General features: G+C 64.5%; 22 protein-coding genes. 10 read left to right on the forward strand and 12 right to left on the reverse strand.

Annotated elements, in window-relative coordinates; translation table 11 throughout:
- Window positions 1-94: 94 nt before the first annotated feature.
- A complete protein-coding gene (locus SB822_RS38945; protein WP_007589778.1) occupies window positions 95-325 on the reverse strand; it encodes an FmdB family zinc ribbon protein in 231 nt (76 codons plus the stop codon).
- Window positions 326-384: 59 nt separating this feature from the next.
- Window positions 385-705 (reverse strand): HNH endonuclease, encoded by a 321-nt coding sequence (locus SB822_RS38950; RefSeq protein WP_410857126.1) that lies wholly within the window; start codon window positions 703-705, stop codon window positions 385-387.
- A 115-nt stretch (window positions 706-820) separates the two neighbouring features.
- On the opposite strand from SB822_RS38950, the gene SB822_RS38955 reads away from it, so the two are divergent.
- Window positions 821-1414: an SLATT domain-containing protein gene (locus SB822_RS38955; RefSeq protein ID WP_007589781.1), complete on the forward strand. Its 594-nt coding sequence runs from the start codon at window positions 821-823 to the stop codon at window positions 1412-1414.
- Window positions 1415-1439: 25 nt separating this feature from the next.
- Here the strand turns inward: SB822_RS38955 and SB822_RS38960 are convergent, their stop codons facing one another.
- The gene (locus tag SB822_RS38960; RefSeq protein ID WP_410857127.1) at window positions 1440-2390 is read right to left on the reverse strand and encodes a PTS sugar transporter subunit IIA; all 951 of its coding nucleotides are present in this window, start codon (window positions 2388-2390) and stop codon (window positions 1440-1442) included.
- A gap of 206 nt (window positions 2391-2596) precedes the next feature.
- Here SB822_RS38960 and SB822_RS38965 point away from each other — a divergent pair, with 206 nt between their 5' ends.
- The 3 genes from SB822_RS38965 (at window position 2597) to SB822_RS38975 (ending at window position 4735) form a co-directional block, all read left to right on the forward strand.
- Window positions 2597-3292 carry a glutathione S-transferase family protein gene (locus tag SB822_RS38965; RefSeq protein ID WP_410857128.1) on the forward strand — a complete coding sequence of 232 codons (696 nt, stop codon included), beginning with the start codon at window positions 2597-2599 and terminating at the stop codon, window positions 3290-3292.
- A gap of 127 nt (window positions 3293-3419) precedes the next feature.
- Window positions 3420-4010 carry a YSC84-related protein gene (locus SB822_RS38970; RefSeq protein WP_035537161.1) on the forward strand — a complete coding sequence of 197 codons (591 nt, stop codon included), beginning with the start codon at window positions 3420-3422 and terminating at the stop codon, window positions 4008-4010.
- A 194-nt stretch (window positions 4011-4204) separates the two neighbouring features.
- Window positions 4205-4735, forward strand: a complete 531-nt coding sequence (locus SB822_RS38975) for a universal stress protein (RefSeq protein WP_114222722.1) — start codon at window positions 4205-4207, stop codon at window positions 4733-4735.
- Window position 4736: 1 nt separating this feature from the next.
- Here the strand turns inward: SB822_RS38975 and SB822_RS38980 are convergent, their stop codons facing one another.
- The 3 genes from SB822_RS38980 to SB822_RS38990 are packed head-to-tail and all read right to left on the reverse strand — an operon-like array spanning window position 4737 to window position 10002.
- Window positions 4737-7553, reverse strand: coding sequence for an Hsp70 family protein (locus tag SB822_RS38980; protein ID WP_410857129.1), 2817 nt, complete (start codon window positions 7551-7553; stop codon window positions 4737-4739).
- A 14-nt stretch (window positions 7554-7567) separates the two neighbouring features.
- Window positions 7568-9427, reverse strand: coding sequence for an Hsp70 family protein (locus tag SB822_RS38985; protein WP_410857130.1), 1860 nt, complete (start codon window positions 9425-9427; stop codon window positions 7568-7570).
- Window positions 9424-10002 (reverse strand): DUF2760 domain-containing protein, encoded by a 579-nt coding sequence (locus tag SB822_RS38990; RefSeq protein ID WP_410857131.1) that lies wholly within the window; start codon window positions 10000-10002, stop codon window positions 9424-9426. Before SB822_RS38990 ends, SB822_RS38985 begins: the two co-directional genes overlap by 4 nt.
- Window positions 10003-10409: 407 nt before the next feature.
- Between SB822_RS38990 and SB822_RS38995 the strand changes: the two genes are divergently transcribed.
- Both SB822_RS38995 and xth read left to right on the forward strand, forming a co-directional pair.
- Window positions 10410-10802 (forward strand): DUF3597 domain-containing protein, encoded by a 393-nt coding sequence (locus SB822_RS38995; protein WP_007589789.1) that lies wholly within the window; start codon window positions 10410-10412, stop codon window positions 10800-10802.
- A 68-nt stretch (window positions 10803-10870) separates the two neighbouring features.
- Window positions 10871-11809 (forward strand): exodeoxyribonuclease III, encoded by a 939-nt coding sequence (gene xth / locus SB822_RS39000; protein ID WP_410857132.1) that lies wholly within the window; start codon window positions 10871-10873, stop codon window positions 11807-11809.
- Between the two features lie 28 nt (window positions 11810-11837).
- Here the strand turns inward: xth and SB822_RS39005 are convergent, their stop codons facing one another.
- Entirely contained in the window at window positions 11838-12779 is a 942-nt protein-coding gene (locus SB822_RS39005; protein WP_410857133.1) for an LLM class oxidoreductase, read from the reverse strand.
- Window positions 12780-13106: 327 nt separating this feature from the next.
- On the opposite strand from SB822_RS39005, the gene SB822_RS39010 reads away from it, so the two are divergent.
- A complete protein-coding gene (locus SB822_RS39010; RefSeq protein WP_410857134.1) occupies window positions 13107-13385 on the forward strand; it encodes a hypothetical protein in 279 nt (92 codons plus the stop codon).
- 56 nt (window positions 13386-13441) lie between these two features.
- Window positions 13442-13750 carry a superinfection immunity protein gene (locus SB822_RS39015; protein WP_410857135.1) on the forward strand — a complete coding sequence of 103 codons (309 nt, stop codon included), beginning with the start codon at window positions 13442-13444 and terminating at the stop codon, window positions 13748-13750.
- 120 nt (window positions 13751-13870) lie between these two features.
- Here the strand turns inward: SB822_RS39015 and SB822_RS39020 are convergent, their stop codons facing one another.
- Window positions 13871-14344 carry an NUDIX hydrolase gene (locus SB822_RS39020; RefSeq protein ID WP_079501306.1) on the reverse strand — a complete coding sequence of 158 codons (474 nt, stop codon included), beginning with the start codon at window positions 14342-14344 and terminating at the stop codon, window positions 13871-13873.
- Window positions 14345-14642: 298 nt separating this feature from the next.
- Between SB822_RS39020 and SB822_RS39025 the strand changes: the two genes are divergently transcribed.
- Entirely contained in the window at window positions 14643-16892 is a 2250-nt protein-coding gene (locus SB822_RS39025; protein ID WP_410857136.1) for a S1/P1 Nuclease, read from the forward strand.
- Window positions 16893-16947: 55 nt separating this feature from the next.
- Here SB822_RS39025 and SB822_RS39030 read toward each other — a convergent pair whose 3' ends face one another.
- Entirely contained in the window at window positions 16948-18279 is a 1332-nt protein-coding gene (locus SB822_RS39030) for a type II toxin-antitoxin system HipA family toxin (protein WP_410857137.1), read from the reverse strand.
- Between the two features lie 2 nt (window positions 18280-18281).
- Window positions 18282-18779 (reverse strand): helix-turn-helix domain-containing protein, encoded by a 498-nt coding sequence (locus tag SB822_RS39035; protein ID WP_007589808.1) that lies wholly within the window; start codon window positions 18777-18779, stop codon window positions 18282-18284.
- A gap of 396 nt (window positions 18780-19175) precedes the next feature.
- On the opposite strand from SB822_RS39035, the gene SB822_RS39040 reads away from it, so the two are divergent.
- Window positions 19176-20645 carry an alkaline phosphatase family protein gene (locus SB822_RS39040; protein WP_410857138.1) on the forward strand — a complete coding sequence of 490 codons (1470 nt, stop codon included), beginning with the start codon at window positions 19176-19178 and terminating at the stop codon, window positions 20643-20645.
- A gap of 99 nt (window positions 20646-20744) precedes the next feature.
- Here SB822_RS39040 and SB822_RS39045 read toward each other — a convergent pair whose 3' ends face one another.
- Both SB822_RS39045 and SB822_RS39050 read right to left on the reverse strand, forming a co-directional pair.
- Window positions 20745-21998 carry a DUF3734 domain-containing protein gene (locus SB822_RS39045; RefSeq protein ID WP_007749611.1) on the reverse strand — a complete coding sequence of 418 codons (1254 nt, stop codon included), beginning with the start codon at window positions 21996-21998 and terminating at the stop codon, window positions 20745-20747.
- Between the two features lie 9 nt (window positions 21999-22007).
- Window positions 22008-22790 (reverse strand): 3-hydroxybutyrate dehydrogenase, encoded by a 783-nt coding sequence (locus SB822_RS39050; protein WP_007589814.1) that lies wholly within the window; start codon window positions 22788-22790, stop codon window positions 22008-22010.
- Window positions 22791-22793: the final 3 nt, after the last annotated feature.

The following is a 22793-nucleotide window of genomic DNA, read 5'->3' on the forward strand; positions in this document are numbered from 1 at the left end:
CAGCCCGCATGACGCGGCTAGAGATTAGCTGCGCTCCGTGCGTGCCGAAAGCCGCGAGCGTTGCGCGAGGGCATGCCGCGCCGTTCGCACGCGCTCAAGGGCAGCACGAGCAGCCGCGATGCCGCATGCCATATCCGCCTTCGCCTTCGGATGGGCCGCTCGACGAACCGCCCGACGCGCTGCCGAGCAACGCCGGCGCGCCAACCCGCACGCGTTCCGCCGACGTGCCGCAGCGGGGACAACTGGCAGGTTCGTCGCGTTCGGCGATGCGCCGCGATGCTTCAAACGTGCCGCATTCGGCGCACTCGTAGTCGTATACAGGCATGACTTGTTCCGTTGTTATCGGCACGACGGGCACCACGCGCCCGATGCGCGCGGTACGTTTCAGCGCTTGCGCCGGCTGCTGCGCGTACGCTCGTGAAACCCATCGGGCTTCGTGCGTACCCAGTTCACGAAAGCGCTGACTTGTTCGTTTTCGAGCAGGCGATCGACGGATGCATAGGTTGTCGCCAGCTCGCGCTCCGAAAAGAGCGCATGCAACTGCCGATGGCAGATCCGGTGCAGCGTGACCGTTTCGCGGCCGCCTTCGGCCTTCGGAACCAGATGATGCTCGTCGCGCTGATCGGCTGGAATCGCGCGGCCACACAACGGACACGCTTCTTCCGCCGGCGGCCGATACCAGGACTCCACATCACGCTTTGCCATCGATACCCCTGCGGATTCCATCATCCTACCAACTTTCGCGGTGGGCACTCGCACCGTGCGTACGTGCAAGCCGCGATGCTATGCTGGCCTCTCTTCGTCAAAGGAAGGCAAGGGCATGACGATGGTCGATACGCATGCGGAGCCGGGCGCCGGTGTGGGCTCGCGTCCCGATCCCGCTTTGAGCGGGCGCGCCGAATACCGGCCGCCCGTCAACGAGGACGAGTTGCTGTTGAAGTGGATTCGCCGCGCGCGCGAGTCGCAGAAAAGCCATTACGACATGGCCGATCTGCTTGCCGCGCGTAACCGGATGTTCGGCATCGGCGTGACGGTCGTGTCGGCCGTGGTCGGGACGACGGTGTTTTTGTCGCTGGTGGCGTCGGCAGACTCGCGATGGGTGCGGCTCGTCGTCGGGCTGGTGAGCATCGCGGCGGCCGTGTCAGCGGCGTTGCAGACGTTTCTGCGCTATGCGGAGCGTGCCGAACAGCATCGTTCGGCGGGCGCGCGCTATGGCGCCGTGCGGCGCAGGCTGGAGGCGATCTACGCAGGCGACACCGGCGCGCGCGACGGCCGCTACGTGAGTGAAGTGCGCGACATCCTTGACCGGCTCGCGGAAGACTCGCCGAGTGTGCCGCCGCGTGTGTTCCGGCGCACTCAGGAAACCTTGCGCGTCGCGGCGTTGCAGGGCCGCGACGAAGTCCGCTGGGAATGAACGGGCAAGGTGATTGGGGTGAGCGTCACGCCCGCAGACGCGCGCTGGACGCATCGCCACGCGCAGCAGGATGAGGCATCAGTGAAGGTATGTCGGCCGGCTCGGCGGCGCTGCTGAACAACCGGCACACTTCGCTTGCACTGCCGCACGCGTGCAGGCGCTCGCGAAAATGCTGATCGCAAAAGCGCTGCGCGACATCCGCGAGCAGATTCAGATGCATCGTGTTCGCGCCTTCGGGCACGAGCAGCGCGATCACGTCACTGACGGGCTTCGCGTCCGGCGCGTCGAAGTCGAGCGGCACGCGCGGGCGCACGTACAGCACGACCGCCGTCAGCAAGCCCGCGATCTGGCTATGCGGCACGGCGACGCCTTGTCCGAGCCCCGTCGAACCGAGCGCTTCACGCGTGTTCAGTCCGTGGATCACCTGGCCGGCGGGCACACCATAGTGTGTTTCGCAAAACGCGCCGAGTTGCGCGAAGAGCGCCGCGCGATTGGCGGCGTCCGTGTCGAGCAGCACGTTGCCGGGGCTCAGCAGACGGTCGAGCGTCTCGACGTCGTCGTCGCTGGTTTTGACGGGCGGCTTGGCGGGGCGCAACGCGCTCGCTGCCTGCGCCCACGAGGTTGCGCGCAGCAGATCGCGCCAGCCGTCCGTCGGCGTGTCGGGAATCTCGAACAGATGACCGAACTGCGCGGCGGGCGCAATGCGCGTCACCTGCTGGATCGCGCCATTCACTGCGTCTTTCGGCAGATATAGCGAGAGCTGCACGCGCTCGGTATGCGGCAGCGTCGCGATGCGGATGGTCCACGGCTGGCCCGCGCAATCGCGGGTCAGCGCACGGCGCAATGGCGTAACGTGTTGCGCGTCGAGCGTTACGCGCATCATCACGCTGCGACGGGCCGCGCGGCGCCTCGCAGTATCGTCGTGATGGTGGTGAACGCCGAAAATGGCGCGCAGAATGGCTCGGGTCTTCGTCATGCCCTTTTCTCCAGACTGACAACGAACCTAGCGTAGCGCGATTCGCATTAAAACCGAATAAAAAAACGGGGCGCCCGAATGTGGGTTGTCGCACGCATTGCGGCGCGCAATGGTGATAAAGACGTGCCTGTGGCGCCGCGCTTTGCCCATGAAGAATGCCCGCAGAATCGATACCCACGTACCACACTCGCCCGGAGGTTTCATTCATGCTGACGCTGTATTCGTACCCTGATCTGTTCGGTGTCGCCGACAACAACGCGTTCGGCCTGAAGGTCTACGCGTTCATGCGGCTGTGCGGACTCGATTTCGAGCACCAACATATTCTCGATACGGCGCGCGCGCCGCGTGGCCAGTTGCCGTATCTGTCGGACGAGGGCGAAACGATCGGCGACAGCGACGCGATCATCGCGTATCTGAAGGACAAGTACGATCTGCGGATCGACAGCGCGCTATCGCAAGGTCAGGCGAATCTCGACTTCCTTGTGCGCCGCACACTCGACGATCTCTACTGGCCGATGAGCTATTCGCGCTGGCGCGACGATCGTTATTGGCCGGCGTTTCGCGATGCCGTGCTGCGCGAGCACGCCGACGTCACCACGAACGATCTCGAAGCGGCCCGCGAGTACAACCGGCAGCGCTATCACTATCAGGGCATCGGCCGTTACGAGCCGGATCAGGTGTACGCGCGAGGTATCGGCGATTTGCGGGTGGTGGCTGATCTGCTCGGCGATGACGGCTTCGTGTTCGGCCCCGAACCGGCGACCATCGACGCTGCAATCTACGGCTTTGTCGCGAACATTTATTTCTATGAGATCGACACGCCGCTGAAGGCGTTTGTGCTGTCGCGGCCCGAACTGGTGCGCCATTGCCGCGCCATGCATGAGCGCATCGCCAATGCTTGAAGTGCGGGCGGTAAGGAACTCGAACGCGGCATTCGCTGTCATCGGATAGGATCGACGAAGCGCAATGATGGCAGCACATCCGCTAACGGACTCATCAACGGCATCAAGCAAGGGAGAAACAATGACAATACAACGCCGCCGATTCATCGCCATGACCACGGCCGCGCTCGCTACGAGCGGATTGGCGCTCGCGGGCTGCACGACCACGGGGCCGTCGTCGGATGCGTCGCCTGAAGCCAACGCGGGCAAGCGCCAGTCGATCGACGCCGACGTCAACGGAACACTCACGCGTCTGTTCAACACCATCGGCGGCTCGCGTGAACTCGCCGACAAGTCGCGCGGCATCCTCGTCTTCCCTTCGGTGATCTCGGCGGGCTTCTGGTTCGGCGGGCAGTACGGGCAGGGCGCACTGCGCGTCGGCGGGCAGACGTCGGGCTATTACAGCATCGCGGCGGCGTCGTTCGGCTTGCAGATCGGCGCGCAGTCGAAGGCGATCGTCATGCTGTTCATGACGGATGACGCACTCAGCGAGTTCACTCGCAGCCAGGGCTGGTCAGCAGGCGTCGATGCGTCGGTCGCGCTCGTGAACGTCGGCGCGAACGGCAACGTCGATACGTCGACGGCGATGAGTCCCGTCGAAGCGTTCGTGCTCACGAACGCCGGGCTGATGGCGGGTGTATCGCTGGAAGGCTCGAAGATTTCCCGCCTGATCATCTGATCGCATTCGTCCAATCGCATTTGTCCCGTCACATGCCACGGATGGCGCGCTCCGCGCCATCCGCTTTCTCCCGAATCCTCAGTTCAATCGTGCTGCGCATCTGCCGCAGCGTGCCGTGCCTCGCTCATTTATCGCTAAGTCTCGCGTCGCATCATGCTTGACATGGAAGCAACGTAACGACGGAGGCACACGAAATGATCAGGCACATTCTGGTAGCAGTCGGCACGAACCCGGACAACAGCGTATTGAAGTCCGCCATCGACAAGGCGCGCCACACGGGCGCACGGCTGACGGCCGTGTATGTCGTCGACACGATGCCCTGGTGGGCGATGGCGGGTGTCGAGTACGGTTGCCTCGACTCGATACAGATGGTCGAAGAACTGGAGCGCACGGTCGAGCGCCGCTGCAATGCAGTGTTCGAACTCGACGCATGGGACATTCATACGCAGGCCGTCACGGTGCAGCTCGGAGGCGGCAGCGTGGGCCGCAGAATCGCGCGGTTCGCCGATGAACTCGATGCGGACATGATCGTCGTCGGCGCGGGGCATGGCTCGAAATGGCGTTTCTGGGAAGAGCGGATGAGCGACGTGGTCGCGCGCTGCACGCGTCGCGCGGTGCTCGTCACAGCAACAGCCGATGCACGCCGCGATGAGCCCGCAGGCGAAGAAGCTCACCTCCATCAGCAGGCACGTGCGAGCGCACCCGCTCGCGCGCAATCGCTTTGAGCTACGCGCCGCCGATCAGCTTCAGCCCCGCCGGCAACGATTCGCCGAATACGCGGCCGGTGTCGGCTTCATCGAGCGCGACGGTCTCGCGGACCATCTGGATCCACGCGGGCGCCGCGCCGAGCGTTTCGAGCCGCCGTATCACCGTTTCGCGCGCTGCGTCGGGCAGGTCGCGCGAACGGTCGCCCGTCATGCGCGACAGCTGCACGGCAGCGAACGCGGCGGGTTCGACCTTTTTCCAGTCCAGCGCAAGCACGGCTTCGAGCCAGGGCAGCGCGACCTCGGGCGGCACGACGCCATGCGCGCTGCCGTAGAACGGCAGCCGCGCACCAATCCGCCCGACCGCCCACCACGTTTGATGATTCTCCGAAGGCTTGCGCAGCCGCTCGAGCAAATTCTGCGCAAGCGCGATCTTGCGCTCCACCGAAATGCGCTCCAGCGACGCCTGCACACGAATCATGTCCGCATAGCCGACCTTGGCAGGATCGAACGGCAGCTTCTGCTTTTTGATGCTTGCGGCTTGCAGGAAGTCCATCGCGTCGAGCAACTGCAACTGCGCGTCCTCGCTCAGCCCGCCTGCCGCCCGACGCCATAGCGTCCACCATTCGGACCACACGCGGCTTTCGTGGATGTACTGGATGCCGTCGTCGAAAATCGACCACAGCTGCTCGAAGCGCCATTCGTCGAGTGGATAGCCGAAGCCTGGCCGCAGGCAATAGCCCGCGAGATTGAGCCATAGCCGCTCGTGATCCGCCGAGCGGCGCCGGCGCTTCGCGCGGTCCCACAATGCGCCGAACAGTTCGCGCAAGAGCGCTACGTCCCAGTTTTCGCGCGGGCCGAGCGTGTGTTCGAGTTGCGCGCGCAGCCGCTTGACTTCGTTGGGCCCGACATTCGATGCACGCGCGCCGAACGCGCGCTCGATCAGTTCGATCGCGTGATCGAGCGACGCGTGGCGTGCGCTTTCGCCGTCTTCATGGGGCGTCGCAGAGGCCTCGTCGCGCCGCAGTTCGAATTGCAGCAGCCAGCGTTGCGAAGGGTCGTCGGTCGCGATGCAGTTCACTTCGAGCGTGCCGACTTCGGTGATCGACGTGGTGAGCTTCACGGGCCGCTCGTCGGCATCGGATGCCTGCTGGCGTTGCACGACGGTTGCAATCGGTGGCAGGCGGATGAAATCGCCTTGCGAAAGATCGGTGAGTTCGCCGGGCTCGAAGCGCGTATCGGCGACCGTGGACATCAAATGAAAACGCACCGGCTGCCCGAGCCGCAGCGCGAACACGCGGTCGTCGAGATGCACCTCGTGCGCTTCTTCCGTGCCACGCGGCAACAGGCAGATGCCCTGATCGCCTTCGAGCACGAGGAAATAGCTGCGCGCCGAGCCGCCGCCGATGCGCGGCGCGTTGCCCGCGCGCGCGAGCCCATAGGCGACGGCGCCGCGCGCGACGGCGACATCGGGATGATCGTTCTGCAGCACGTGCAGCGGTTTGCCGCGCCATGTGCCGAGCGTGTCGGCGAGCCGTTGCGTCAGCGCGTGTGCGCGGAACACGCCGCCGTTGAGCAGCAGCGTGTCGGGGACGGGTAGCGTGTCGCCTGCGCTGTTCCCGTCAGCCTCGCCGAGCGCCTCGCGCGATTGCGCGGCGAGCCGCTTCAGAAACGCTGCGACGTGTCGCGTGACGGCGGCGTCGCTGGCATACGGCAGGCCGAACTCGACGATCGCGGCGCGCGAGCGGCGCGGCATCTCGTCGGCGGACACCTGCGGAAAGAACCCGTCGACCACGACGCGCCCGATCTCGTCGCGCGTCAGATGCGTGGTGCGCGCGCCGCCGATCAGGCGCGAGCCCGAGCCGAGCAGCGTGATCGCGACCGACTCGGGCGCGTTCGCATCGAGCAATTGCTCCTTCGCGACGCGGCAGCGCTCGACCAGTTGCGACAGGCTTGCCGCCGACAGCCGGGCCTGACCGTCCTGCGACTGCGTGAGACGCGTCTCGGCCAGCCGCGCGAGCGCGAGGTCCATGTTGTCGCCGCCGAGCATCAAATGATTGCCGACGCCGATGCGCGTCAACTGCGGCTCGCCGCTCGCGTCGATGTGAACCTTGATGAGCGTGAGATCGGTCGTGCCGCCGCCGACGTCGCAGATCAGCACGAGTTTCGTGTCGTTTAACTCTTCTCGAAGATTGACCCGATGATGAAACAGCCAGTCATAGAACGCGGCCTGCGGTTCTTCGAGCAGCCGTAGCGCGGGCAGCTTCGCGAGACGCGCGGCTTCGAGCGTCAACGCGCGCGCGCCTTCGTCGAACGATGCGGGCACCGTAAGCACGACGTTCTGCTGTTCGAGCGGCGCGGCCGGAAAGCGCGTGTTCCAGGCGGCGCGCACGTGCGCGAGGTAGCTCGCGCTCGCGGCGACGGGCGAGACTTTCGCGACGTCGTCGGGCGCGCCCCACGGCAGGATCGGCGCGAGCCGATCCACCGATGCATGCGACAGCCAGCTTTTCGCGCTTGTGACGAGGCGCCCCGGCACCTGCGCGCCGAGCGCGCGCGCAAGCTGGCCGATGACGGGCGGCTGTGTGCCGCCCGGTTGTTCAGTGGCTTGCGGCCACGGCAGTTGCAGATCGCCCGGATTCAGCTCGCCCGCAGCCGGGTGGTAGCGCACGGACGGCAACAGCGGCCGCGCGGCCACTTCGCCGGGCGCGACGAGCTGATCGACCTCGAACACGCGGATATCGTCGGAACCTGTTTCGACGTACGCGACGACCGTATTGCTCGTGCCGAGGTCGATGCCGACCGTGAAGCGCGCGGCTGCCTGCTTCTGCTTTTGCTTCATCGAAGCCTTGACGGTCAGCCTTGCGCGCCGCCGCGCACGTCGAACTCGACTTTCCAGCGCTCGTTCGTGCCGCGCGGAATCGCTTCGAGTTCGAGCGTGCCTGCTTCCGTCACGCGCGCGTGCAGCTTGACGGGCACGACTTCGCCGACGGTGCGGCCTTCAGCGGGCAGCGACGCTTCGATCTCTTCGAGTTCCTGCAATTCCTCCGGCGACCAGTAGTCGAGCATCGTGCCGACCTGATCGAGACGCCGCACCGAACTTCCGAAGAACCGGAAATGCACCGGCTCGCCGACCACCAGACCGAACTCCTGTTCCGGCAGCGGCGCGTCGGTGCCTTCTTCCATGCCGAAGGGCGCCACGCACAGCGCGGAAATGGGCGGCTCCATGCCGGGCACGGCGGGCATCGCCGATTCGATGGCGACGTAGTACGCCCGCGCCGTGCCGCCGCGAATGCGTACGCCGCGGCCGCGCTTCACGTAGCCGTAGTACGCCGCGCCGCGCGCGACGGCGAGATCGAGGTCCGCGCCTTCGAGCAGGCGCGCCGGCGCGGCGCCGTCGGCTGCGAGCCAGCCGTTGAGCGTCGTCATGATCCGCTCGACCAGCAGCGGCGACTTGAACACGCCGCCGTTGAACAGCACGGCCGTCGGATGCAGGAACGTCGCATTGGCTTCGAGCGGCAACTGGCCGTTGCTCTGCGTGCCTTGCAGCTCCGCGAGCGCCGCGACCTGGCGGCCGAGAAACGCCGCGAGATGACGCGTGATGCCCGCGTCCTGGGCGTACGGCAAACCGAGCTGCGTGAGGCCGGCGCGCGTGCGGGTCACCGGCCGGGCCGACGATTCGACTTGCGGGAAAAAGCCTTCGAGGATCGTCTGCGTGAGTTCGTCGCGCGTGAGCTCGGTGCGGATCGAGCCGCCGATCAGCTTCGAGCCGCGGCTCGGCACGACGAGCGGCACGGCATCCGTCGACGGATCGGACAGCAGCGTTTCCTTCGCGCTACGGCATGCGTAGGTGAGGGCGCGCAGTTGCCACGGATCGGCCTGCGTGCCTTGCGACGCGAGCTTGCGCGCGACCACGTGCGCGAGCGCGAGGTCCATGTTGTCGCCGCCGAGCAGAATGTGATCGCCGACCGCGACGCGATGCAGTTCGAGATTGCCTTCGCGCTCGATCACGGCGATCAGCGACAGGTCGGTCGTGCCGCCGCCGACGTCGACGACGAGAATGATGTCGCCGAGCTTGACCTGCTTGCGCCATCCGCCCGTACTCTTCTGGATCCAGCTATAGAGCGCGGCCTGCGGTTCTTCGAGCAGCGTCATCTGGCCGTAGCCGGCGGCGCTGGCGGCTTCCGCCGTCAGCTCGCGAGCGGCGGGATCGAACGACGCGGGAATCGTCACCGTGATTTCCTGCTGGTCGAACGGGGCATCGGGATGCGCGTGATTCCAGGCCTCGCGCAGATGCGTCAGGTAGCGCACCGAGCTTTCGAGCGGCGACACGCGCGTGACTTCGGGCGGCGCGTCGCTCGGCAGAATGGCCGCTCGGCGGTCGACGCCCGGATGACACAGCCAGCTTTTCGCGCTCGACACGAGGCGGATCGGCGTGCCTGCGCCCCGGCTGCGCGCCATTTCGCCGACGGCGAAGGTGCGTTCGCCCGTCCACGGCAACGCGAGATCGCCGGGCGTCAGTTCGCTTTCGTGCGGCAGATAGAGAAACGACGGCAGCAGATCGAGGTCTTCGATCGCGCCGGGCGCGGTCAGCTGCGTGACGGGCATCACCTGCTGCTCGGTCTTTTCGCCGTCGCTGGCGGCGAGATCGACGTACGACAGCGCGCAGTGCGTGGTGCCCAGATCGATACCGATCGAATAGCGCGGATCACTCATAGTTCCACCTCGGCAGGAGCGAGCACGGTAGCGTCATGGCTTTGCGTGAGCTTCGGCAGACGCACGTCGGCGACGCGCCAGCCGCGATGGCTGATGCTGCCCGAAAACGGCGCCTTGCCGACGACGTTGCCCGTCAGGCGGATGGCCGTCGCGTCGAAACCTTCGTTGATCGTCACGCGGCTGCCTTCGGCTTCGTCGCGCACCGGTTGAATCGTGAAATGCTCGCGCAGCGTCGCGCGGCAGCCGTCATGGACGAGGCGAGCCGCCGCGCCGATATCGGCGTCCGAATACTTCGCGATGTCTTCCTCCACGAAATCGATGAAGCGTGCATCGCGCTGGAGCAGGCCGAGCAACTGGAGCGCGGCCTCGGGTGTGGCTTCCTTGATGACGACGGGCGCAGGCGCCGGGGTGGGTTTAGCTACGGGTGCTGCGGCCGGAGCCGGTGCCGGCGTGGGCGCTGCACCGCTGCGCAGGCGCAGCACGCTGACGGCGAAGTCGCGATCGCCCAGAATGCTGAAAAATGTTCCGAAGGCAAGCGACAGCCTGCCCAGCAACGAAACGTTCGGTTCGGTCATGAAAGATCGCTCCTGATTCTTGGGGATTCGGTCGCGCCGCGCGGCTGTCGCGCGGCGGCGTGGAATGCGGGGCGGACGGTGGCAGCCGCCGCAAACGGGCGGACGCGCGCTCGATATGTCCGCGTCAAAACCCGTATTTTGCCTTGTTGTGAGCCGTCGCCGGTTCTAAGTCTGATTCCTGCGCAAGTTTGGCGGCCGGATTTTACGTCCTCGCGTAACAATAAGCGGCATCGTCCTGTCATTTTTTACAGCGAGGATAGGGGGCGTCCGGGTACGTGCAATGCGGCCTGGACGTGCGTTCGTTGGCTATGTCGCCAGCGGTTCGCGTGTTGCCAGGACGCGGCGGGTCTTCACGGCCACATGGCCCGTGCGCGCTATTGCGTTCAACCGTTTTTCGGAGGCAAGCCATGAGCATTTTCAGCACGATCCTCAGCAAGATCTTCCCGTCGAGCCATCCGGCCGTACAGGCTGCAGCGGCGCCGGACGCGGCGCCAGCGGCGGATGCCGCGCCCGCTTCGGCTCCCGCCGCCGCACCGGCGGAGCCTGTCGATGTCGAAGCGATTCTCAGCACGCTCGCCGAGCAGAATTCGGAGAAGTTGAACTGGCGCACGTCGATCGTCGATCTGATGAAGCTGCTCGGGCTGGACAGCAGCCTCGGCGCGCGCAAGCAACTCGCGGAGGAACTGGATTACAGCGGCGACACGAACGATTCTGCATCGATGAATATCTGGCTGCACAAGCAGGTCATGACGAAGCTCGCCGAAAACGGCGGCAAGGTGCCGGACGATCTGAAGAACTGAGCGGTTCGGGCGGGCGAAGTGCGTGAGCGTTCTATCGCGGGTATGCGACTTGCAACGGCGCGTGGATCATGAAGCTCGCCACGTTCAACATCAATGGCATTCGCTCGCGTTTGCCAGCATTACTCACATGGCTGGAACGGGAAGCGCCCGATGTCGCGTGCCTTCAGGAGCTGAAGGCGCCCGACGCGGGCTTCCCCGAAGCTGAAATCAATCGCGCCGGCTATGGCGCGATCTGGCATGGACAGACGTCGTGGAACGGCGTCGCGATTCTCGCGAAGGACGCCCAGCCTGTCGAAACCCGCCGCGGTTTGCCCGGCGATCCCAACGATACGCATAGCCGTTATATCGAGGCCGCCGTCGATGGCTTGCTGATCGGCTGTCTGTACCTGCCGAACGGCAATCCGCAGCCGGGGCCGAAGTTCGACTACAAGCTCGCGTGGTTCGAGCGGCTGATCGTCTACGCGAAGAAGCTGCTCGATTCCGGACATCCCGTCGTGCTGGCGGGCGACTACAACGTCGTGCCGACCGACTTCGATATCTACAACCCGCGCTCGTGGCTCAAGGACGCGCTGCTGCAACCGGAAAGCCGCGAATGCTACGCGCGGCTGCTGAAGCAGGGATGGACGGACGCGTTGCGCACGCGCTTTCCCGATGAACAGATCTTCACGTTCTGGGATTACTTCCGGCAACACTGGCAACGCAATTCGGGCTTGCGCATCGACCATCTGCTGTTGAGCAAGCCTGTCGCCGCGATGATGCGCGATGCGGGCGTCGACCGCTGGGTGAGAGGTGAGCCGCATGCGAGCGATCATGCGCCCACGTGGGTTGTGCTCGATCTCGACGGGCGCGCGGTCAATGCGAAGAAAACTGCAGTGAAGAAAACTGCAGTGAAGAAAACTGCAGTGAAGAAAACTGCAGTGAAGAAAACTGCAGTGAAGAAAACTGCTGATAGACCAAGCGCCGCCGGAACGACAAGGGCCTGGGCCTCAAAGCAAACCGGAAAATAACTTCACGTTGGCGAAATCGCCCCCGGCGTCACCCGTGAAACCTCGGCAAAACATCCGCAGCCACTTCCTCCATCACGTCGCGCACAGGCCGGTCGGAGGTCAGATTCAGCGTCACATGATGCGTGCCGTTCGCGCGCATCTCGTCCAGCACAGCCAGCAACGCATGCCGTCCCGCGCGATACCCCAGCGATAGCGGCGTCGCCGGCTCGGGCGGGTTGTCGCTCAGATCGAGCCGCATCGCGACACCGAACGCGCGGAACGCAGGCGCCGGCAGACGCTCGACGGCCGCGCGCCACATGCTGTGCCGTGCGCGCTGCGTCTCGGGCTCGCGGTGATAGGTCATCCAGCCGATCGAATGCCGTGCGATCCAGTCGACGCTCTGTCCGCCCGAGCCGACCGCGAGCATCGGCACAGCCATCGGCGGCTGCGGCAGCAACATGAACTCGGGTGCATTTTCCGGCCGCAGATCGGGTATCACGCGCGGCGTGTCGCCGAGTGCAGCCGCCACCGTTTCCCAGTGCGTTCGATACAGTTCGCGCCGCTCTTCGGCATCGCGCCCGAACGCGGCGTACTCGGGCGGCCTGTCGCCTGAGCCGAGGCCGAGTATGAAACGGCCATTCGACAGCGTCTGCACGGAGCCCGCGCCCTTCGCGATATGCAGCGGATGACGCAAGGTCAGCACGATCGCGCCGCTCGCGAGCGCGATTTGCGTTGTACGCGAGGCGAGCGCGCCGAGCAGTACCCACGGATCGAGATGCCCGACGGGATCGGGATAGTCGGCGCTGTTCAACGGCACGTCGCGCACCCAGAGCGCGCGAAAACCGAGCGCGTCGGCCAGCGCCGCGAGCTCAATCTGCTCGCGAAAGTCCGCGACGATCTGGCCCGCGCGCAACAAGGGCAGCGTCAGCCCGATCGACAGATGGCCTTCGGAAAATACCCGCTGATCAATTGTGGATTTGGCTGTGCTCATCGGTGGTTGCCTGCTTTGCCGCCGTCATCGGATGGCCCGCGATGGCGGCGATTCAACGGAAGCCGATCCTAGCATCGCGCCGCAAATTCCACCGGGCAATGGACAACGACGGGACAACTCCCGGACACAACAACCCTGAGCACCGCATGGGCAAAGGCTCCCGCACGACCGTACGTGCCATCCATTGTTCAGAATTTGGGAACTGTGATTTCAATCTATGAGCATAGAAATTCGATAGAGCTCGACTAAACTCACTCTCAATCGACGCCGCGCCAAATCCATCCGGTTGCGACGCCTCCCTGATTCAATATTCTCTGGAGTTACGACATGAAAACCCGCCTTATCGCAGCCTTGCTGGTCGCCGTCTCCGCCGCTGTCGCCGCTCCCGCATTTGCGTCGGGTTATGGTCCGGCGCCGTTTTATCGTCCGTCCGTTGGCGCACCCGCTTCGCAACGCGGCGTTAGCGCTCAGACTTTCGCCGCCGAACGCAACCAGGCGACGGCTGCAAACGAGGCCGTTGGCGGTGTGACGGGCGCATCGTCGGAATCGGGCAGCCGTCAGCCGGCGCAAGCCGCTAACGACGTCAACGTGTTCAAGGGTCGTTGATCGCTGCGCGCGGCGGGCAAAGCTTGCCGCGCAGAAGAGAAGCAGGAGGTGATCCCATGAGAGCATTCTTCGAAGGACTGGTGTTGCTGGCGGCAGTCGTCGTGTATTTTCTGCCCGCCATCGTCGCCGATGCGCGCGAGCGTGAAGATGCATTCGCGCTGACGATCTTCAACGTGCTGTTCGGCTGGACCGTGATTGGCTGGATTGCGGCGTTCGTGTGGGCGCGTCATCGCGTGAGCGACAAGCGGCTCGCGAATCTCGCATCGAACACACGTCGGTCGTTGGGCCGCGTGACGATCGCGAAGATCGTCGCGCGCTCACGCCGGGCGCGCGGGGCGCGACGTCAGTCGACGCTATCCGCGTAAGAAGAGGTTGAATCGATGAAACCGCCGGTCTGTGTCAGGCCGGCGGTTTTGTTTTGATATGCCCGCGTGTAATTAATACGGAAGCCGAAATAAATTACAAAAGGCGCATTCCAGGCGGACTTACCACAGCGCCGGCGTCCATCCTCGCAGCCGCACGTCCTGCAATGCCTCGCGCAGATTCTGCACGAACGCATCGGCGCGCTGATAGCGGCTCTGCACGCGCGGATCGTAGTTGCGGTTCAACGCGAGCACATCGACGATGCCGCGCGTCGAGACGCTGGTATCCAGATCGGAAATATCGGTGACCTTGGCCCACGTGCAACGCATGATCTCGTTGCTCGGCACGGGGGTTTGACGTTCGTCGACATGCGCGGCGAACACGTGATGACAGGTGCGCGCGCCCGCGAACTCAAACAGGTATTGCATACCCTTCGCCTCAAGGCGCGTTTCTTCCATCAGTTCGCGCACGGCGGCGGCTTCGAACGTCTCGCCGGCGTCGGGTTTGCCGCCTGGCAACGACCAGCGCGAGTTGGCCTTGCCGACCAGCAGAATGCGCGTGCCCATCAGGCACACGACAGTCGCACGTTGCTTCACAGTGTCTCTTCCATGTAGGGACGCGAAAGCAGGGCTAGCACGTCCCATGCCGCGCGATGCGATGGCGCTCTCAGCCGCCATTCGCCCGTATTGTCCGCCGATGTTGAGTATCGGACGTGACATCTTGATGACAGCACTCACCAAAAATGACCCAACGCTGTCATATCCATCGGAGAACCTTGTACGCGACCACGCGCCGCCGCCGCATGTCATGCACGCAGCATGCGTTGCACCGTGCGGCACGGCGGCGTGCCTGCAACGGCCGGCCGATACGACCGGCGAGCGTCGAGGTGAATCGATGAATCCACTGTCCACGCAGCACAATTTTCAGAGCCTGTCGTTGAAGGATCTGCTCGAAGCGCGCGATCTGTATCACTGGCATCTGTCGAACAAGCCGAATGTCGTCGGTACGGCCGTTGGTTTGTATCTGATTCGAAACGACGAACCGTGGCCGGATCAGCAGCGCGGCGCGAATGGTGACGCAGAGACGCGCGTGAAAGCGAAGGGCGTACGCACGTTCGACAACTCCGAAGTGCGTCCGTATTCGTGGCCTGCCGTAATCGTGCTGGTGCGCGATTGGGTCGACGCGACCGAGTTCGGGCATGGCAAGGTCGACCCCGATCATATGGTGCCGCGCACGCTGTACATGCCCGACGGCCGCGCGGTGCCCGTCTGCGTGGTCGCCGTCGAGCCGACGGTGCCAGCCGCCAGCGCGCCGGCGGATGCACGCTGGCCGTCGACGTATATCGGCGGCGGCTGTCCGTTGATCGCGGATGCACAGGGCATCGAGCGCACGGCGAGCGTCGGCTGTCTCGTCACGGACGGCCACACGACATACGCACTCACCAATCGTCATGTATGCGGCGAGCCCGGCTCGCCCGTGAAGGCGCTGTTGCGCGGCGCGGTAGCCGAAGTCGGCATTGCGTCGGACCGGCAGCTGACGCGCGAACCCTTCACCGTGGTATTTCCCGAGTTTGCGGGCAGTCGCAGCTTCCTCACGCTCGATATCGGGCTAATCGAAGTGCACGACGCGAATGACTGGTCGAGTCAACCGTTCGGCATCGAAGGCAGCATCGGCAATGTCGCGGATATCAACGAGCTGAGTCTGAGCCTGCAACTGATCGATCAGCCCTTGACGGCATTCGGCAGCGCATCGGGCGCGCTCGACGGCACGATCAAGGCGCTGTTCTACCGGCACAAGTCGCTTGCGGGCTACGACTATGTTTCGCAGTTTCTGATCGCGCCCGCGAACGGCAGCCCGCAGACGCAGCCCGGCGACTCGGGGACGTTGTGGTATTTGACCTCGCCTGCGAACACAACCGGCGACGGCGAGCGCCGTCTCACTCCGCTCGCGATCGAATGGGGCGGGCAGTCGCTTGCAAGCGACGATGGCGAGCGTCTGAACTATGCGCTCGCGACAGGCCTGAGCACGGCGTGCCAGCTGCTCGACGTGGACCTCGTGCGCGCGCACAACGTCGGCGCGAATCCGTACTGGGGACAAACGGGCCATTACAGCATCGCGACGGCGGCAATCCAGTCGGTGAAGCCGGGCCCGCTGCACGATTTTCTCGACGCGAATGTCGAGCGGATCAGCTTTCGTCCGGACGAACTCACGCCGGAGCAGATTCGCGAGAAGCTTGCGCGCGGCGATTTCGTCGAACTCGCCGATGTGCCCGACCTCGTATGGAAGAAGATGCCCAGCCGCGTGCCGGGCGGACGCGACTACGCGCAGAACGCGGGCCCCGAGCATCCTAATCACTACGCGGACATCGATCAGCCCGACGGCGACGGCAAGACGCTGCGCGACGTGCCGCTCGGCAATATTGCCAACATGAGCGTCGCGGTGTGGTCGAAGTGGTATGCGGATGAAGGCGAAAACGATGCGCGCTACGAAGGTCTGTTGCCGTTTCGCGTGTGGCAGATTTTCGACGAGATGGTGAGGCAGTTGAAGGCGCGTAACGACACGAAGTTCCTTTGCGCGGCGGGCGTGCTTGCGCATTACGTCGGCGACGCGTGCCAGCCTTTGCATGGGTCGTATCACTCGGACGGCTACAAGGACGCGCCCGGCGCGACGTCGAAGAGGTGGCCGGGCAAGGGCGTGCACGCGGCCTTCGAAGACAAGATGGTCGATCGCCATTCGGACGAGCTTTTGCCGCAGATCGGGCCGCAGGCGAAAGCGTTCGAAGGCGAGATTCCAAAGATCGACAACGGCCGCGATGCCGCGTTCGCAACCGTCACGCTGATGGCCGAGGCGGCGACGATTCTTCCGCCATCCACGCTGATTGACGAGTACATCCGGCTGGGCGGCGGCAGTTCGGCGCGTGTCGTCGATGGTCTCTGGGATGCGTTCGGCGCCGACACGGCGGAACTGATGGGCGCAGGCGCGCGCTATCTCGCCGCGATGTGGGAAGCCGCGTATGCCGCCGCCGATACGTCGTTGCCGGCCGGCGCGCGGGAGATCAGCGAGCAAGCGCTTGCGAAGGTGTATCAGGACAAGGCGTTCCTGCCTTCGTTGACGCTCGACAAGATCGGGCCGGTGATCGGCTGATGGATTGCGCTCGGGCGGCGCGCGTTGATGTGGATGTGCGCGCGCCGCTTCTGGATCAGGCGGCGGCGAGTTTTTTGCTGTGTTTCAACATGCCGTCGAAGATCGCCGACGCCAGATCTTCCGGAAAGCTCGAGGGAAGTTGCGCGGCGACGGTATCGATTACGCGCTGCGTGGCGTGCGTGACCGAGGCGATCATTTCGTCGACATCATCCGGCGACAAGCCGACCTGCTGACCTTGCGCGATCCAATGCCGCCGTAGTATCTGACCAATCAGATAATGATTACTCGTGCCGCGCACGGCCATTGCCAGCTTCGCCTTCTGCATCGGAATACGGTTCGCGCCGCGCCCGATGATGGGATGCGCGGACAGCACGTCGTAGAGCGGCGTCGCGCGATATCGGTTGCCCGGCAGATGTGTGATGCTGAAGTTCTTCGCGTGGCCGTCGGTGGCGGCGAGCAGCCAGAAGATCAACTGCGTCGTGAAGAAGCGCGCGCTGTCTTCGGCGGCATCGTCCGAGCCGGCGAGGATGTGCATCACGGCGTCGATGCCCGGCCCGCCGTCGGCCTGATACTTCGCAATGGGCGGCGTGCCTGTCGCCTGACACATGTCCTCCTGCGGCAGACGCACGATCCACGTTGCGTCGCTCGACAACCTGCGGTCGAAGCGCTCGACGACGAGCGTTTTCTGATCGCCGAACTGCGCGATCTCGCACGCGGCGATGGGCAGACCGTAGGCGGCGACGATCTTCGAGCACAGCCATTCGTTTTCCACCGACGTGCGCATGTCGGCCCGCATATTGCCGACCAGTCCCAACGGCAGCTTCAGGATATGCGTGGTCGGCGTGCTGCCCGCGGGCAGCACCCAGCGGCCTTTGTGACGCAGCAGCGCCGTCTTTTCCTGCGCACCGGCGATGGAGAGGCGCAAGTCGGCTGCCTCGTCGCGCTGGCCGAGCGGCGCCGCCGAGGTCGTGTCGCGCAGCAGCCGCGCGATGTCATAGCCCGTCAGCGGGTCGCCGGCGATGCGGTAGAGGTGGGCCGGCGTTTCACCCGGCGGCAGCATCTGGATCGCGCCGACGCAATCGCGGCCGAGCGCGGCGAGCAGATCGAACGGTGCCGTGCTGCCCGTCCTGTAGCGCTGCGCCATTCGGCGCCGGATGGGTTCGCTGTCGGGCAGCAGGTTGTCGAAGAACGCCGACACGACGGCACCGCGATACGGCTGATTGCCAGGCGTGAACGGCAGGGACAGCGACAGCGGACGGCCCTGTTCGTCGGCGATCCAGTCGTCGAAGTAGACAAGACGCTCACTGCCGCTGGACTTTTCCCAGTAGCCGACGGCGAGGCCGTTCATCCACAGGTCGAGGCGTTGAGTCTGTGAACGGCGTCCCATGCTTACCACTGCTCCCGTTTCTTCGGCGTGCTTGCCGTGCCGGGGGCTCGTGCCGAAGCACGCCCATCCGGCGTGGCAGCGGGCTTGCGCGGCGCTTGTCGGGTGCCTTGCGCGGCCGCGCCTGTTGGCGCGCGTTTTTCCGCTTTGAGAGCGGGCGCGTCGCGCTCGGTTGCAGGTTTCGCGGCGCGCTTGCGCGGCGCTGTCTTCGGCGCGTTGCGGCCCGGTGCGGCGAGGCGGTTCGACGACGCCATCTTTGCCACGGGCGCCGCGTTTGCGGGCGAAGGCTCGTCCTGGCTGAGCGTGATTCCGGCGTTCAGCAGCCGCAAAACCTTGAAGAGCCGCTCGACCCCGGCGGCGGCCGGGTCTGCCTCGAACTGCGCATAGCTTTGCTGCGTGATGCCGAGCCGCTCGGCGATCATGGCCTGCGTGAGTCCTGCTGCTTTGCGAAAGCCGCGCAGAACGGGGCGCAACTGGCTGAGCGTCTTGACGGAATAGTCCACGGCTGGCCTCGAGGAGACGGATTGATGCGGGTAGAACTTCGGCACGGCGCGGGCGCCGCACGCGCTGCCCCGTCGATACAGAATACAGACCAAAGCCTGTATTGGCAATATACAGTCTATAAACTGTAAATAAAAAATACAGTCTAAAAACTGTATATAGGTGGACCCACGGGCAGCTCGCCTGAAAATGGTTCGCAAGCTGGCCGCGCATCGCGTCGACGCGTGACAGCGCTCAGGGATGAACGATAAGCGCTTACCCCAGCATGCAATGCGCGCTGCGCCGCAGCGCAAGCATTCCGTCACGTACGGGTACATGAAGTGCTGACAAAGGCTGATCTCGCCGCGCGATCAGGCAACGGCGACCCGACCGATATTTACAACAACGGAGGTGAGGCCATGAGCAGCGATTCACACACTTCAAATGCGCCCGATGCCACGCGCCGCAAGATCCTGGCGGCGCTCGCGGGCAGTGTCGCGTTGTCGGCTTGTGGCGGGGGAGGTGGCGGCGGATCGTCGGGCAGCACGGGTTCGACGAATGGCATTCCGCCCGATCGTGCCAGTCTTCCACGGCCAGCGCTGCCGGCTCCCGCCACGTCGGGCATCGATCACATTGTGCTCGTCACGATGGAGAACCGTTCGTTCGATCATATATTGGGCTGGGTGCCGAACGCGGAGCATCAGCAGGCCCGCCAGTTCACTGACGCATTCGGTCAGACGCAATCGTCGTTCGCGTTGACGTCGAATGCCGCGTACGGGTTCCAGGCGTGCAGTTTCTCCGATCCGAACCATCTGTACAGCGCAGGGCGCACGCATCTTGCCAACGGCGCGATGAACGGCTTTCTGCTCACGCCGGGCACGAGCCTCTTGCGCGGCGACCTGCTGCCCATCGGCTATTTCGGTGCAAGCGATCTCGACTTCTACCGCGGCGCCGTCACGCAGTACACGGTCTGCGACTACTACATGAGCGGCATTCTGTCGGCCACGTTTCCGAACCGCCTCTATCTGCATAGCGGCGAGACCGACCGCCTCGACGACAGCGTCGATACGTCGTCGCTGCCGACCATCTGGGACCGGCTCGACGCAAAGAGCGTCTCATCGACGTATTACTTCCACGACGTTCCGTTCACTGCGCTGTATGGCTCACGCTATGTCGGTCGCTCGAAGCTGTTCGCGGAATTTCTTTCGGATGCGGCCTCCGGCAATCTGCCGTCGTTCTGCATGGTCGATCCGAGTTTCGCGGGCGAGGTGCAAGGCACGTCGAACGACGATCACCCGCATGCCGACGTGCGCAACGGCCAGGTGCTGCTCGGCCAGATATACGACGCGCTGCGCACCGGTCCGAACTGGAGCACAACGCTGATGATTCTCGTGTATGACGAATGGGGCGGCTTCATGGAGCACGCAGTGCCGCCCATCAAGCCTGTATCGACTGCGGAGCAAGGCGTCGGCAACGACGGCCGGCTCGGATTTCGCGTGCCGTGCATGCTGTTCGGCCCGCGCGTGCGCGCGAACATGGTGTCGCGCTATCCGTTCGATCCCAGTTCGATTCATCAACTGATTGCGTGGCGCTTCGGCCTCGATCCGCTGGGCGTGCGTGCGAGTGACACGAGTACCTTCAACATGGCGTATGCGCTCGACTTCACCGACGCCGCGCGAACCGACGCGCCCGCGATTGCTGTGACGCAAGGCACGTTCGGTGTCGCGTGCTCGACAGCGGGGATCATTCCGGGGCTTGGCGGCGTCGATCACAGCCAGCAGGTTCCGTCCACCTCGGACTCTCAGGTGGCAGTGGCGATCGCGCCCGGCGGACGCTTTGCCGACTTGCGCGCGAAAGCGACCGCGCTAGGATTCCCCGGCGGCATGTAAATTCTGCGCAGCATTTGAACGGCTCAATGGCATTGCGGCTCTGCGATGTGTGTCGCAGAGCCGCAATTCATGACGCACGCCGGGTCGCAGCAGCAGCGCTCAAGCCGCTGCCTTGCGTCGCTTGCCGAGTTCGGTTTCGACCGGCTGCTTGTCGGACTCGGGCACGGACCCAGCGGGGCGGTGCACGTCGTGCGTGACGAAACCCAGTTCGCGGCTCGGCACGTCGAACCAGTCGCGATGCGAGAACGAGTCGCGGATATCGTCGAGGCCGCTTTGCCAATGTTCGAGCATCGTGTCCACGCTGAACTCGTAGTCCTTGTAATGGCCTTCGTACGGCTTGTTCTTGTAGATCAGATGCACGACGTTGATCGCGCTGCCGTCCGCTGCCTGCTGGGCGAGACTGAACAGCGGGTCCGCCTTCAGCACCGACGTCGGCACATGTTCGAGCAGCTCCTTGATGAAGCGCGCGTGCTTTTGCCGCTCGGCGAGCATGTTCGTGATCGCGCGCGTGCGGCTCGAATACTGGATGTCCTTGGCTCGCTCGGAAATGTCGGGGAAGTCGCCCGGCGCATTGCCACGCGCGCTCCACAAGTCGACCTGAAAGACCAGCGTGTCCTTGTGATCCGAATCGCGCAGCACTTCCGTGAGCGGCGTATTCGAAACGAGTCCGCCGTCCCAGTAGTATTCGCCGTCGATCTCGACAGCTGGGAAACCCGGCGGCAACGCACCCGACGCCATGAAATGCTCCGGCTCAAGGCGCATCTTGCGGTTGTCGAAGTACGTCAGATTACCCGTGCTCACATTCACAGCGCCCACGGACACGCGGATGGCGCCATCGTTGATGCGGTCGAAATCCGCGTATTGCAGCAGCGTTGCGCGCAGGGCGGCCGTGTCGTAATAGCTCACGCGGCTCGGGTCCAGCTTGCCGAGGCCCGCCATGGGCAACGGAAAACGCGGCGCGAAAAAGCCGGGTTGGCCTTCCGTCAGCGCGCGGCCGGCTGCCCACATGCTCGCCCACTTGCGCGACAGGTCATGCATGCCCAGGCCGGGCAGTGCCCACGCGCTCACGCTGCCAACCCAGTCGAGCGGATGACAGATCGCATTCCAGAAGCCGCGCAATGCCGCCACGCGATTTTCCGGCGCATTGCCCGCGATGATCGCCGTGTTGAGCGCGCCGATCGACACGCCTGCGATCCAGTGCGGCTCGACCTTCGCCTCGGCGAGTCCTTCGATGACACCCGCCTGATAGGAGCCGAGCGCACCGCCGCCTTGCAGCACGAGCGCGATTTCGTCGTAGCGCGGCAACACAAACGGTTCCGGCTGCGGGATGATGTTCTTTGTGTCGCTGCGCATACGTTCTCCTTATTTCATCGACCAGCCGTGGCTGACGATCACAGATTGTCCCGTCAGTGCCGACGATTCGAAGCCCGCGAGGAAAGCGACTGTATTCGCGACGTCTTCGACCGTCGTGAATTCGCCGTCGACCGTTTCCTTCAGCATCACGTTCTTCACGACTTCCTCTTCGCTGATGCCGAGCGCCTTGGCCTGCTCGGGAATCTGCTTGTCGACGAGCGGCGTGCGCACGAAGCCCGGGCACACGACATTCGCACGCACGCCGCGCGGACCGCCTTCCTTCGCGACCACGCGCGCCAGGCCGAGCAGACCGTGCTTCGCGGTGACATAGGCCGACTTCAGCTTCGATGCTTCATGCGAATGCACCGAGCCCATATAGACGATCGAGCCGCCGCGCTTGCTGTCGTACATGTGCTTGATGGCGGCCTTGGTCGTGAGGAACGCGCCGTCCAGATGGATGGCGAGCATCTTCTTCCAGTCGGAGAAGGCGTATTCCTCGATCGGCGCAACGATCTGAATGCCCGCGTTCGACACGAGCACATCGATGCTGCCGAGTTCCTTCACCGCGCGCTCGATACCCGCGTTGACAGCTTCTTCATTCGTCACGTCCATCGATACGGCGATCGCCTTGCCGCCGCCTTCGACGATGCTCGACGCGACCTTCTGCGCATTCTCCAGATTCAGATCCGCAATCACGACGGCAGCGCCGAGGCTCGCGAGCTTGCGAGCGCATTGTTCGCCGATACCGCTTGCTGCACCCGTCACGAGCGCGACTTTGTTTTGCAGTGACATTGT

Origin of the sequence: Paraburkholderia sp. SIMBA_054, assembly GCF_046534875.1 — a bacterium.
GTDB lineage: Bacteria > Pseudomonadota > Gammaproteobacteria > Burkholderiales > Burkholderiaceae > Paraburkholderia > Paraburkholderia hospita.